The organism is Streptococcus australis (assembly GCF_003943615.1).
Taxonomy (GTDB): domain Bacteria; phylum Bacillota; class Bacilli; order Lactobacillales; family Streptococcaceae; genus Streptococcus; species Streptococcus australis_C.
In genome coordinates, this window is sequence record NZ_RJPZ01000003.1 from 227,240 (window position 1) to 241,471 (window position 14,232).

Here is a 14,232-nt window from a genome sequence, read left to right on the forward strand (position 1 = left end):
AGGTTTCTAGGCGTTTTTTCTAAAGAATATAAAAAAGAAGCCTTTTTAGGCTTCTATTTTACAATTTTATTCAAGGCGTTTGTTAAATAACTTCCATTACGAATCTTTTGGCCAATCCTTTTTGCATTGACAAGCAAGTCTTGGTAGTCCTGATCGTCTAACTGTTCAAGCGCTTGAGAGAGATCATACAACGATTCCACTGCAATCCCACAACCATTCTCTAAGACAAAATGTGAAAGAGCTGACTGTTTCCACACCACAAGCGGGAAGCCTGATGCCAGATAAAGTGAAGCCTTGTGAGAGTTGTTATAGCGAAGGTACTCACCAAAGACGCCACTACAGGTCTCAGCGCTATCACCATCCCAGACAAGCCCAAAACCACCCTCAAGAGCTGCTGGTAACTCGTCAGGTAGGAATGACCCAAAGTAAGCCTCATTCGCAAGAGCTCTGCTCTCGTCGAAGCCAACACCATAAAGGTTATAAGCAGGTTCTTCAGGAAGAGAGTAAAGATAACCAGCTTTTTCCTGAGCTAAATTACCAGCCACAATAATTGGCTGATTCTTAGTAAGACCCGTCTTCTCTTGGAAATTTGGAATCAAATAGTCGAAAATACCAAGGCTAACAATCTTATCCGCCTCAACCCCTTTATCCACCAAAACAGATTTCATGATTGGATTGTGGGCAATAATACCATCAGCTGCACCAAGAAGACCTGATTCTTGAATTTGAATGCGAATCTTATGCTTCAAAGGGAAATTCTCAACATTGACATAACGAAGAGCTTCTAAATCGTGAATAATAAAATGAACTTTTACGCCTTTTTTCTGCGCTTTCTTTACATGATGTGTTGTGAAAAAACTATGATGAAGCATTGGGAACTGAATCAATAACTCATCACCTTGCTTTAGTTGATTCAAGGCCTGACCAATAGCCTTGGATTTATGAAGCTGTGCTTTAAGTGTACTCATCTCGTACCAATTATCAACTGAAAGAACCAAGGCTTGATAACCTTCTCTCTTTACAATTTCTTCAACATCATTACGTGCCTTATTACCGGCATTTTTAACATTGTTATCGTGTAAAAATTCTTCTTTTAAATAGTATTTCATCTCTTATTTCTCATTTTTCAAAAGCTGATTTTTCAGGATAGCGTTCTTTCAAGATTTCCTTAAAATGAATGATATTCTCCTCTTTAAAGTCAACATCATCATTCACACAAAGAAGTTTTTTATGTTTATCTTTAAAGATACTCTCTAATCGATCCACTTGATTCAGGTCTATCGACTCTCCAACATTCTTTGACATAGGATAAAACTGATTACTTTCAATTTGCCAATGCTGACAGATGTATTGATTAACATCTACTCCATAGTCTCTCAATTGATTTCGTGACGTTTTATCTAAGGTTTCACCCTCAATTTCCCATAAATGTGCCAAGGTACTCTTTTTCATTGGAACAGGTACATGCTGGTTCACATAGCCTGTTGGTCCCCATGGCAAAAGTAACAAGTTTTTCAAAACTAAAGACCCATAACGATAATTAAAGAATTTCCAAGGTGAAGATTTTAAGGCTTTTTTATTAGGAAAATGGCGATAAATCAATTCAACATTATTGTGATAAGTATTGGTAAATGGTGACCAAGGAACCAAAGCATCATAAACCGCTAAAAGCTTCGGTTGCCCATTCTTATAAAAATCCGAAGGTTGACTATCTCTGATTAAGTACATATCATCATTGAAATAGAGATAGTTTTCCGACAAGCCTTCAATCCGATGGAGGTTAAGCTCAATAGCCGCTGAATTATAAGTAGGTAAATACTCTTTAGGGATAAATTCTTTATGAGTAACCAACTTGAGTTTTGGATGCTCTAAGTTTAACCATTCCGGTTTTTGGCCATTGGTGACTAAGTAAACATGATTTACCCAAGAAGCATGCTTTTCAATCATTCGAAACCAATAATTAAAAATGCCGTAATCACGATAGCGTTGCTCACCATCGATTTCTTGGTCTATTTCTGCTATTTGATCTGTCACGACTTGTTTCTCGCGGATAAACTCCAGGTCACTTCCGTCAACCCAAAGAACCACGATATCAATTTTATCTTGCGTCATTTAGTAAATTCTTTCTCAACGACCTCTAGAGCACGCTCAATGACCACGTGCATGTCATAGTATTTATAGTCTGCTAGGCGCCCACAGAAGATAACCTTGTCATTTTTAACTGCTTCTTCTTGGTACTTGGCAAACATAGCGTTGTTCTTTTCATCGTTGATTGGATAGTAGGGTTCATCCCCACGTTTCCAGTCAGCTGGGTATTCACGGGTGATGACTGTCTTCGGTTGGGTTCCATACTCGAAGTGCTTGTGCTCAATGATCCGAGTATAAGGAATTTCTCGCTCGGTGTAGTTGACTACAGCATTACCTTGATAATTTTCCTCATCCAAAATTTCGTGTTCAAAACGCAGGCTACGGTACTCCAACTCCCCGTGCTTGTAGTCAAAGTACTGGTCAATCATCCCTGTAAAGACTACTTTTTCCGCTGATGCTTCCAGCTCTTCACGATTGGCAAAGAAATCAACCCCAAGCTCTACTTCTACATCGCCCAACATGTTTTCAATGATGACATTGTAACCACCGATTGGAATACCTTGGAAACGGTCATTAAAGTAGTTATTATCAAAAGTCAAACGCACTGGGAGGCGCTTGATGATAAATGGTGGAAGGTCTGTTGCAGAACGTCCCCATTGTTTTTCCGTGTATCCTTTGATCAACTTTTCATAGATATCTGGACCAATCAACTTGATGGCTTGTTCTTCCAAGTTTTTTGGCTCAACATCTTTCATATCCGCCGTTTGTTCCGCAATCTTGTCCTTAACTTCTTGTGGAGTCTTAGTGCCCCACATAGCGTAGAAGGTATTCATGTTGAAGGGAAGATTGTAGAGCCCCCCCTTGTAATTAGCCACCGGTGAGTTGATATAGTTATTAAACTCAGCAAACTGGTTGACATAGTCCCAAACTTTTTTGTTGGACGTATGGAAAATGTGGGCACCATACTTGTGAACATTGACTCCTTCAACTTCTTCGCAGTAGATATTGCCACCAATGTGGTCCCGTTTATCAATGACTCTTACTTTTTTGCCACGCTTGGTTGCCTCATGAGCAAAAATTGCCCCCGATAAACCAGCACCAACAATCAGATAATCGTACATAGTTGTCTCCTATTTATAATTTATAATTTAACGATTCGATTGAAATAAGGGATTTTCATTAATATTCCAACCACAATAAAACTTACACTCAATGTGAAGATGAGAAAAAACAAATGTGCTCCTGCAAAACTAAATCCAACTGATTTCTCCCACACTTTCATAACATATGTATGTATAACAAAAATTCCCATAGTTTGATTAGAAAGATAGATTATCCATCTGTTTTTATCTGTATTTAAATCAAACGTCAGTACCGTCAAAAAAGTCCCTAAACTTACAACTTTCACAAAAATACTATCATAAAAATATTCAGCAAAAAGATTATGGTGAATATACTTCGCTAGCATAAATAAGATTAACGGTGAAGCAAATAGTAAAACTACGGTTATTTCTTTCATCCAACTCCTAAAACACTTTTTAAGAGTATCCAAGCTAAATTGTGCTAGAAATCCACCTAAAATATAATAGAAAAACCAGGTCCATAATCTAAATGTCTGTATAACATAAACTTGCACTGGCATTTGAAGTAAAATATTTGTCAGCTCAACTACCAAACCGATAATTACCAGTACAGAAAGAACCAACAAATACCGTTTTTTTGATTTTAGAAATTTTTTCAAAATTGGTAGACACAAGTAAATAAGAATTAAAGCACCAAAAAACCAAAACTGGAAAAAATAACCTCTTTGTAACAAAGAACCCAAAACTTTTTTAATTGGGTTTTCTGAAAAATCCCTCTTATAAATCCAAATGATTAAAGTCCATATAGATACGGTTACAAGAATCCATTTTATTTTTTGCAGGATGTATGAATAGCTTATTTCATTTTTTCCCAATAACAAATAGCCATTTACCATAAAAAATAGCGGAATTGAATAGGTACCTAAGTAATATAAGTATGTTAAGTAATTCCAAGATCCAGTTTCTTTAAATCCTGGCATTGTGGTATGGAGTAAAACAACTCCTATACAAGCCATAATTTTAAGCAAATCTAGGTTTGTATTCCGTACTTTCTTCATTTCGATTGTTTTCCTATTATTTGTTTTAACTCTTTCACATCTACCACTTTCAGAACTAGAATAGCAAGCAGGTAAATGAGGACACCAAGCACTGCATACACAAGAACATTTAAAGTAGGTGAAAAATGCAAGAATGGTTTTGCACTTAGCAACAAGCCATACATTATAGCAGAAGCGAGAATAATTTTTGCCATAGCCCCAAGAATCGGTACTTCCTTGAGGTAATGACGGGTATAGTACAATTGAATTCCCCAGACCAAGGATTCTGTTAAAACCGAAACAATGGCTGCACCGATAAAACCAAAGTGAGGCAAGAAGAGCAAATTCAACCCGACACTGACAATGGCAGGAACAGTGGTCGAAATCATAAATTCTTTGTTTTTATCATGCGGGATGAGGATTTGAATCCCCATGATATTGGTCCAGCCGATAAAGAACATTCTAAAAATCATGATGGCTATGGCATAACGCGCATCCTGGAAATCCCTCCCTAGGAAGAATTGAACAAAGTCATCATTGACAATCAGCATGCCGGCAATGATGGGGAAAATGACCAAATTATAAATCAAAAAGGACATTTGGTGCATCTTGTTGACAGCCTTGTGGTACCCTGAGGATAAGAGGCTCGATACCCGAGGCAACATGACACTTCCCAGTGAGGTCACTAGGGTCAGCAAAATATTGACCAATTTCAAGGCCTGATCATAGATCCCCACATCCTTTGTAGAGGCGAGAGCCCCCAGCATGGTCCGGTCAAGGGTGACATAGAGGGAAATAGCAATCTGCGGTAAAAAAAGCAGAATGACCGGTTTTAAATGCACCCGTGCATAAGCCATATCAAAATGGGCTTTCCCAATAAATTCACGGGCGGGCAACCACATACTGAGCTGACCTAATAATTCAAAGATCGTTAGTAAGAATACATAGAGATAAAGATCATTAGCAGACTTAACAAACAAGAAGATGGAGATGACTCCAACCAGTTTGACCGTGATATTTCGAATCGTAATCTTGCGAAAGTCCTCTAAGCCCTGAAAGAGCCAGGAAATATCGAGCCCTTTTGATACTAAGCAAAGGCCCAAGATATAGGCAACAGGATTTTGCATGGAAGGAAGGGCCAAGAAAAGCAAGAGATAGAGTAAAATGGAGACAAAGGTCGCGCCTAACTGGAGAGTATAAATCCCCCAGAAATTCTTTTGGATGTCCTTGCGGTGTCCTGAGATCTCCTTGGTTCCATAATTGGCTACTCCTAGGGTCGCTAAAAGGATAAAGTAGGTGACAATGGAGTTGAAATAGCCGTAAGTCCCTAAGTCATCTGAACTAAAAACCCGTGTCACATAAGGTGTGGTGATAATCGGTAGAATAATCACTAGCAACTGGTAGGAGAGATTATAGGCGTAATTTTTAAGAACTTTCATAAGGATGTAACTCGTCTTAATCTTTCTTTTTAACTGGACTTAACTCTTTTTATTCAATTTTATTATCTGGATTCATAATAAACAATCGACTGATGAACAAAATTAATGGAGAGTAGCGAAGAACCAACATCTGAGGATCGAACATTCCATGGATAATCATAATTCCTAGGCAAGCCAGTACGATATCTTTTTGAATGGATATGAAATATTTCATAACTTTAGTAAGAGCAAACAACATGAAGGCACTGACAATCAAGCCATCAATAACCAATAATTGAACAAAAGAGCTATCAATATAATTGTAATTACTAGTGAAATTTCCAAACATATCAAGAGTTGTAAAGGAAATTGGTTGCCCTAACCAAGATACACCAAAATTTCGGAAACCATCCACACTGAGACGCAAACGATTATGCGTAAATTGATCGACTAAGTGAAAAAGATTACCAGATGAATAAAAACAGAAATATAAGATAACAACTAAGGCTAGAATAAAACCATAATTCGTTACTCGAGAAATCCAAAAATTCTCAATAATAAAACCTTTTTTAAATATTTTGATACTAAATAAAGCATATGTGAGTATCAAAATACTTAAGTAAAATGGACTAGATGTCGAAGTTTGTTGGTGCATATATATCGTAGCCGAAAGTAAGACCAGCAATTCCATGTAAGATATTTTTTTACCACGAAACATCAGATAGCTACACAAGGCAAAAAACATTCTCTGTGAAGCAAATGATACATAGTTAAAACCTAAACTAAAACGATAGCCACCATCCGCTCTCATAAACATATTCGAAATCACGCCCTTATTGCTAGCAAAAATCGTCAAAATAAGGACTAGAAATGTAGCAAAAGAAAAAGTTCCTAGTAGCTTTCTATAATCTATATCTCTGGCAGAAAAAACTAGTAATAAAACGTTTATGTCAAGTAAACCATCACGATTTTTTGAAACTATCAACATTGAAAAGAGGAAGGCCAGTGCTATCAACAACGATTTCCAGTGAAATCTAAAGTAATACAAGGTCTTCGGAAGAGTGATAAACTCTTTTATAAAAATCATGATAATAGTAAAATAGAGAAGCATCCTATACAGGGATAGAAAACCATCTAATCGAATGAAATAAGTAGTTGTGGCTAATGAAGCAACAACTACCCACACAAACAGTGTAGATAAGTATATTTTTTCTGAGATAAAACGATTGTTCATCACAATAGTCATCCAAACCTTTCAATCATAATAATAAAGTCTTATTACTGGTATCTATAAAAAACCTCTCACAACTAAATAGTGAATCCCCCTATTTTATCAAGGTTTGTAGTTTTTTTAAAAAAATTACTGTCAGATACATTCTGAGATGTAATAACCGCCTAATTAGAGGATGAAGCGGAGAAGTAGTTTTTTTTAGCAAGGCAATCATCTCTTGATTTCTACACAAGACCTCAACATAGTGTCGTTTTTTAGAAAGAGACATCTTTTGCTCTGATATGTTCTGAATATTACTCATCAGGATGCGTGCCTTTATTTGATCTATAAATTGATCATCATGAATATTCCAGCTTGTCATCAACTGATCAACTTTTCCTAGTTCTTCCAATTGGTAGATCATACGATTAGGATTATACTGTCCCATCGCAGAATCTACTCTTCCTGAAATATAGACATAATAACCAGATTTCAGCAAGAAAACCGCATTAACATGCTGGTAAACATTCAGATTGAAACGAACATCTTCTCCTAATTCATAGGATTCAAAAACAATTTGATGTTCCTCCAGAAATTCTCTACGGTAAATTTTATTCCAAACAGTATACATCATGTCTGTTAACCATAATTCTTGAAAAAGCCCAATAAAATCACTTTTGTCTTTTTTTCCTTCAGTAGGGAGTATTTTTTCCGATCGATTTATTTCTGATAAGTTCTTTTCAATCGAATTATAGTAACTAAACACTACTAAGTCTAATTGTGAATCTAATTGACTTTCTACATCTGAAAATAGATTTCCCACAAGATAGTCATCCGCATCCACAAAACAAATGAACTCGCCTTTTGCTTTGGCTAAACCAAAATTACGGGCTGAACCGACACCCTTATTTGGAATATGATAGGCTGTAATATTTGCAAACTGAGCCGCATAATCCTCACAGATTTGACCACTCTGATCTTTGGAGCCATTATCAATCAACAAAATTTCCAAATCCGCATAATTTTGAGCAAGTAGACTATCGATACAACGAGGGAGATAATTCTCTACATTATATACCGGTACAATGACTGAATACTTTATCATAATCTCCTAAATTTCTCTCACTTCATCCCTTGTATAGCGAAAGCCAGCTTTAATAAACGCATACGGTACAACAAATATTTGATTCTATTTGGAATAGATTTTATTTCACTACACGTCAATTTATTTTTTTCTAATTCCTGTTTCACTTCACTTGTAATATCACTATAATTTTTATGTAGTTTAGCTTTATATAAACTAGCCAGTATGTGCGTTAAACCATTTACATAATAAAGTTGTGAGATGTGGAACTCCTCTTGGTTCAATTGAGAACGAACAAAATCAGAATAAAAAACTTCTTTGTAAAACCCAAACATATCTATAAACTTCTTCTCATTCCAAGACTGTGTAATAGAATCTGGGTTATCGATTAAGTAGTGATAGTACTTTTGATTTGTCGCATAAACCTTCTTTGCTGAAAGAAAAAGCTTGTAATTGGTTCCCAAATCTTCATAATATTTCCCTTTTGGAAATAGGATATCATGATCCATAAATAGAGACTTCCTATAGATTTTGTCGTTAGCAAAACCTGTAATGTAACTATGCTTCAACATTTCTACAAAAGCATCTTTCCCCTCAAAGACTATAGTCACTACTGAATCCGAAACTATAGCATCTTCTTCACTCTTAACAAACTCCCGGTTAAAAGAAATGATATCAAATTTTTGAGATTCAAGCGCTTCTGACAAGGCTATAAAGGTATCTGGCTCAATCCAATCATCCGAATCAGGAAAATAAACATATTCTCCCTTGGCCTGAGAAAGACCCGTATTCCTAGCTTCTGAAAGTCCGCCATTCTCCTTATGAATAACTGAAATAAAGTCATACGTTTTGACATAGTTATCACAAATTTGAGGAGAATGATCAGTACTTCCATCATCTACAAGTAGAATTTCATATTTTTTCCAATCTTGGGCAATTACGCTTTCAACACATCGTTTTAAATACTTTTCGACATTATATACTGGAATAACAACAGTTAAAAGTGGTTTCATAGATACCCCACCTAAATCTTTATTTTATGTTCAATACTTTCTGAATAGATCTAACTAACTTACGACATTTAAAAGTAATCGGTTTATAAAACCAGCTCTACCGTAGTCTTGTTCCTTCAGTAAACTTATATTCTTAATTCTTTTTATACAACTCTGAGAAATTCCGAATATAACTTTGTAAGGAGAAGAGTTCTTTTTGGCGTTGGACAGATGCCTTACCAAATTGCTCTCTCTTCTCGGTATTGTCAGCCAATTCTTGAATAGTCTTCGACAATTCTGCAGGCTGATTTGGTGTGGCGAGAAGGCCGTTTTCACCTTCCTTGACCATTTCACAGACACCGCCATGACGATAACCTACTACAGGTTTTCCACAAGCCATGGCTTCGAGGACGACTGTTGGTAATGGATCTGGATTGGTACTTGGCAAGACAAAGATATCAAACATATTATAGAGTTCTGTCGTCTTGCTATAATAGTCAATTCGCTTGATTTGTCCAGCTACTGGTGAGTCTGAAATAGCTTTTTCCAGCTCATCCACGCGCCACTCTTCTCCCTCAAATGCACTACCTGCTAAAAAAGCTACTGCTTTTGGATTGGTCTGTAAGATTGGAGTAACAGCTTCTAGGAAGTCCCCTTGCCCTTTCCAGGCATTCACTCGACCAACCATACCGATCACCAAAGCACCCTGCGCAATTCCAAACTGGTCACGAACAGCGCTAGCAGCCATCACCTGATATACAGCATTATCGACACCATTATAGATGACTTGAACCTGATCGTCTTTCACATAGCGAGACTGCTTCACGTGGTTTGCTACAGCATTTGAAACTGTCACAATCGTATCGGCATAGCGCCCCATCAAAAAGTTGATAAAATCAGAAATTGCTTTTGGTTTGACGATAATTTCGTGCACATGCCAAATCAAAGGAAGTTTTAACTTCCGCTTTAGGTAAATTCCTTCAAGAACCGCTGTGGTGTTATTGTGAACAAGGGTAATCCCATTTTCTTTAGCATATTTAGCAATTTGCTTTGAATAACGATTATAGGAGGCAAAATACTCAAGAATTCCCTTAGGATTAAAATATTTACGGCGCAAGATTGGGTAATCAATAACTTTAACCTTAGCACCAACCTCTTCCAATGCACCCACTAAGACACCATCATTGGGTAAGATAACATGTGCCTCAAAAGCATCTTGATCCAATCCTTTAATAAGCTCCAACAAAACTTTGTCAGCACCATACATTTCGGCACCAGCATGGAGATATAAAATTTTCTGCATTTCTATCCTTTAAATACTTTCTCGTAGTCTGTAACAATCTTTTCCCAAGTAAAGGCTTCAGAGATACGTTTACTTGATTTTTGATTGAGGTCTTCGATTGCTCGATCACCCAATTGTTCAGCCTGATCAATAACGCTTGCCAATTGGTCTTTCTTCCAATAGAGAGCTCCCTCTTCACCGACTTCACGGTTAAAGCCAACATCTAACAAGAGGTTGAGTTTAGTAGACTCGAGCGCCTCAAGAAGGGACGGATTAGTCCCTCCTACCTCATGACCATGGAAGTAAGCAAAGGCATTCTCACGAATGTATTTGAGCAATTCTTGATCATAGACAGTCCCTACAAACTTCACTCGAGGATCCTGATCAAATCCAGTATCTTTACGCAACTGTTCATAGAACTTGTTTTGTTCCACATTGGTAATAAGGACAAAATCTTTCTGAGAGTTTGACCGCATAAAACCACGAATCATGGCCTCGTAGTTATTTTCAGGTACAAAACGTCCAACAACAAGGTAGTAGTTTCCTTCTGAGACTTGCTTGTCTGCAAACCAAGTCCGTACTTTCTCGTCTTCTTTACTCAGGATAGATTTGCTTGTATCCGTTCCATAGGCAATATAGGTCGTCTTAGGCTGATATTTAGCGTAGTCCTTTTGAATATAGGCTTCGATATTCTTGCTATCACAAATCAAAAGATCGGCGTGTTTAACCATGAGTTGTTCAGAAAATTTCCAGTACTTACGGACTGGAAGACTCCATTTTGCACGAAGCCATTCATGGCCATCCGGATTGACCATCAGAGTCCCTCCAATCGCCTTGATTTTCTTTTTTATTCTTGAAATAAAGGGACCAATCCGACAAGCCAAAACATAAAAGATTGGAGCTTGATCCTTGTTTTCTTTAGCCATTTCAATGGCCTTATTAAGAGCCGCAATATCATAAGCAATGGCACGCGCAGGACCGATATTAGGGACATCAATGTTATAACAGATTGCTCCATTATGCTCGAAAGCATCTGCAGTAATCCCTGATTTTGCAGAATTCTCCCGCATACAAGCTACATAGTATTGAATCTCTCGGTCTTGTTGGCACTCTGTCAGCTTTTCGACAAAGGTTTCAAAACCACCATATTTCGCTGGAATTCCCTTAGAACCCACGATATAAACTGACTGTTTCATTTTTCTCCTTACATGGAAAGGACGAAGCAGGAATTTCCTACTTCGCTCCATCTCGTTTAAATACCACTTTGATCGTTTTCAGCAAGATTTTAATATCTGACCAAATGGTCCAATCATCAATATAAGATACATCTAAGCGAACCACTTCGTCAAAGTCTGTAATCTCGCTACGGCCACTCACCTGCCAGAGCCCTGTAATACCGGGCTTAAAGCTCAAGCGTCGTTTTTGTTCTGGAGTGTATTTCTCATACTCATCCACTGTTGGCGGACGGGTTCCAACTAGACTCATATCTCCTTTTAGGACATTAAAGAATTGTGGTAACTCATCCAGACTGGTCTTCCGGATAAAGCGCCCGATCGGCGTAATCCGAGGGTCATTGTCCATTTTGAACATGCCACCGGTCATGGTGTTTTGATCCATCAATTCTTTTTTCCGCTCCTCTGCATCAACATACATGGAACGGAATTTATAAAATTTGAAATAGCGCCCATTTTTCCCGACCCGTTTCTGGGCAAAAATAGCAGGTCCTCCATCCTTGCGAATCAAAGGTACCAATACAATCGCTACCAAGCCACAGATGAGCAAACCCACCAAGGATCCACAGATATCGATCACACGTTTCGCAGTCACATGGCTAGGTTTGTAGAAATTAGTCGAGAAGGTAACGACATTGAGTCCAGCCATTTCTCGAATTCGTTTATTCCCTGCAAAGTTTAAATCAAAAGCATTGAGGTTAACTGTAACGTCGATCCCCATAGTTTCAAATTGCGAGACATATTCACCAATGTCATACTCTTCACTTGGAAGATTTAGAAAGACTTCGTCTACCACTTCATAGGTCGCATAAGCCAACAGGTCTTCCTTCGGAACAACCCGAACAGTTGGGTGTTGAAAATTTGGGCGGTCCAATACCGTCACTGCAACCACTTCACCACCGCTATCATTTGACGAAAGAAGCCGATCAAGAACTTTATCTAGACGAGAATTGGCCGTAATCAAGAGAATCTTGTGACTTCCTTTGAGGCTGTAATAGAAGCGACGCCAATAGCGTTTGATGAGGTAGTTCATCAAATAAAGGACAAGTGTTAGAAGAAATAGAAAATAAATCATCCCCCGACGGGAAAGGGAAAACTTCTCCTCCAAAAAAAAGCTCGAAAAACTAATTGCAAGCGCAAAACACAAACTATATTTCAAGGTTTGTAAGAATTCAACGAGATGTCCACGTTTGAAATAATCTTGGTTGTAATCACTGACGTAGAAGGCTACGAAATGCAATAAATACAGATAGAAAATTGTATTAGAGTGGATTTCTGTCTCTGTTACAAAACTAAACAAATAAGCCACAACTAAGACTGGTAAGCTTTGGAAAAATGCCAAAGCAAATTTGTGAAATCCCCTTCCTTCTGTCATAATATCTCTATCCTATTCCTTATCTTTTTTTCCCATAATTGCCATAGTTCCCGTAATTACCGTAGGAACCATATTTTTCTAATTGAACATCAAATTTATTGAGGACCACTCCTAGGAATGGTGTTCCTGTCTGTTCCAGTTGCTCTTTAGCTTTTTGTACAGCCTTGCGACTCACAGCTCCTGATGCCGTCACGACCAAGCTTCCATCACAACGTTGAGCGATAATAGCCGCATCAATGACCATCCCAATCGGAGGTGTATCAACAATAATATAGTCATAATGATTGCGAAGTGCCTCAATGATAACTTCAAAATTTTTACTTTGTAAGAGGCCTGTAGGGTTAGGAGAAATTTGCCCCGACAAGAGAACGTCCAATTTTGGATAGTCAGTTGTCGCAATCGCTTGGGAAATTTCACTCTTGCCAGAAAGCACTTCTGTCAAGCCAGAAACACGTCCCTGGCTTTTAAAGACACCTGTCATGACCGAGTTACGGATATCCGCATCGACCAATAAGGTGCGATAGCCCGCACGCGCAAAGGCTGTCGCCAAATTCGTAGAAATAGTTGATTTTCCTTCGTTAGGTTGCACAGATGAAATGGCAACGACCTTAATATTCGTCCCACTCAACTGAATATTGGTACTCAAGGCATTAAAATACTCTTCGGCCTGAGTCATCGCTGCTAATTTGCTTTTTACAATTTCTAAGGTTGCCATGAATTCTCCCTCTTACAGTTTCTTCACACTAGGGATCACGCCTAATAGAGTGATGCCCATCACTTCTTCGATGTCTTCTGGTTTCTTCACACGGTCATCCAATACTTCTGACAAGATCACCAGAATGGAAATCAATACACCGCCAAGGACAAAACCAATGACAACATTTCGTTTGATATTTGGTGAAGAAGGATTTTGCGGAACAACTGCCTCATCCAATGTTGTCACGTCAGATACCTTGGTTACAGCAATAATTTTTTCTGCCGCAACATCTTTCAAGCCATTCGCGATACGAGCTGCTTCTTGGGGGTCTGGGTCTGATGCTGTGATGGACAAAATCCGAGTATCCGCTGGCACTGCCACTGAGACTTTCTTAGCAAGCTCTGCAGGAGTCATTTCCAACTTCAACTCTTCGATAGCTTGGTTTAAGACATTTTGAGAAAGGATAATCTCACGATAGTCTTTAACCAAGTAGGATCCTGCTTGAAGATCTTGGTTGGTCAAGGCATTGTTTTCTTGGTTCTGACGACTTACCACGTAGATACGGCTGGTACTTTGGTAAATTTTCTTCGCTACAAAAGCGCTGTACCCTAGGGCTCCAATCGCAAACATTAAGGCCGTAATTAGAATAGAGAATTTACGACGCCATAAGGTTTTAAAGAGGGAGACCACATCCAATTCGATCTCTTGGCTCTCTTGGTTTTTCATATTCACTTT

The 14,232-nt window shown here is 38.2% G+C and carries 13 protein-coding genes; all 13 read right to left on the bottom strand.

The features are described 5' to 3' along the window. Positions 1-53 precede the first annotated feature (53 nt). Positions 54-1,109 (bottom strand): glycosyltransferase, encoded by a 1,056-nt coding sequence (locus D8785_RS04755; protein ID WP_125374646.1) that lies wholly within the window; start codon positions 1,107-1,109, stop codon positions 54-56. 10 nt (positions 1,110-1,119) lie between these two features. Further along, on the bottom strand, positions 1,120-2,112 hold the full coding sequence (locus tag D8785_RS04760; RefSeq protein WP_125374647.1) for a Stealth CR1 domain-containing protein: 993 nt from the start codon (positions 2,110-2,112) through the stop codon (positions 1,120-1,122). Further along, on the bottom strand, positions 2,109-3,209 hold the full coding sequence (gene glf, locus D8785_RS04765) for a UDP-galactopyranose mutase (protein ID WP_125374648.1): 1,101 nt from the start codon (positions 3,207-3,209) through the stop codon (positions 2,109-2,111). The genes D8785_RS04760 and glf overlap by 4 nt, the downstream gene beginning before the upstream one ends. 20 nt (positions 3,210-3,229) lie before the next feature. Then, positions 3,230-4,228 (bottom strand): acyltransferase, encoded by a 999-nt coding sequence (locus D8785_RS04770; protein WP_125374649.1) that lies wholly within the window; start codon positions 4,226-4,228, stop codon positions 3,230-3,232. Next, positions 4,225-5,646, bottom strand: a complete 1,422-nt coding sequence (locus tag D8785_RS04775; protein ID WP_125374650.1) for a flippase — start codon at positions 5,644-5,646, stop codon at positions 4,225-4,227. Before D8785_RS04775 ends, D8785_RS04770 begins: the two co-directional genes overlap by 4 nt. A gap of 49 nt (positions 5,647-5,695) precedes the next feature. Continuing rightward, positions 5,696-6,871, bottom strand: a complete 1,176-nt coding sequence (locus D8785_RS04780) for a polymerase (protein WP_185759619.1) — start codon at positions 6,869-6,871, stop codon at positions 5,696-5,698. 79 nt (positions 6,872-6,950) lie between these two features. Beyond that, a complete protein-coding gene (locus tag D8785_RS04785) occupies positions 6,951-7,940 on the bottom strand; it encodes a glycosyltransferase family 2 protein (protein ID WP_125374652.1) in 990 nt (329 codons plus the stop codon). 17 nt (positions 7,941-7,957) lie between these two features. Next, positions 7,958-8,932 (bottom strand): glycosyltransferase, encoded by a 975-nt coding sequence (locus D8785_RS04790; RefSeq protein ID WP_125374653.1) that lies wholly within the window; start codon positions 8,930-8,932, stop codon positions 7,958-7,960. A gap of 133 nt (positions 8,933-9,065) precedes the next feature. Next, on the bottom strand, positions 9,066-10,214 hold the full coding sequence (locus D8785_RS04795) for a glycosyltransferase family 4 protein (RefSeq protein ID WP_125374654.1): 1,149 nt from the start codon (positions 10,212-10,214) through the stop codon (positions 9,066-9,068). Positions 10,215-10,216: 2 nt separating this feature from the next. Beyond that, on the bottom strand, positions 10,217-11,389 hold the full coding sequence (gene cps2T, locus D8785_RS04800) for a beta 1-4 rhamnosyltransferase Cps2T (protein WP_125374655.1): 1,173 nt from the start codon (positions 11,387-11,389) through the stop codon (positions 10,217-10,219). A 37-nt stretch (positions 11,390-11,426) separates the two neighbouring features. Further along, complete coding sequence (locus D8785_RS04805; protein WP_125374656.1) at positions 11,427-12,800, bottom strand: sugar transferase; 1,374 nt, start codon at positions 12,798-12,800, stop codon at positions 11,427-11,429. Positions 12,801-12,819: 19 nt separating this feature from the next. Next, positions 12,820-13,515 (bottom strand): tyrosine-protein kinase, encoded by a 696-nt coding sequence (locus D8785_RS04810; RefSeq protein WP_125374657.1) that lies wholly within the window; start codon positions 13,513-13,515, stop codon positions 12,820-12,822. A gap of 12 nt (positions 13,516-13,527) precedes the next feature. Then, on the bottom strand, positions 13,528-14,223 hold the full coding sequence (locus D8785_RS04815; RefSeq protein WP_125374658.1) for a Wzz/FepE/Etk N-terminal domain-containing protein: 696 nt from the start codon (positions 14,221-14,223) through the stop codon (positions 13,528-13,530). Positions 14,224-14,232 lie beyond the last annotated feature (9 nt).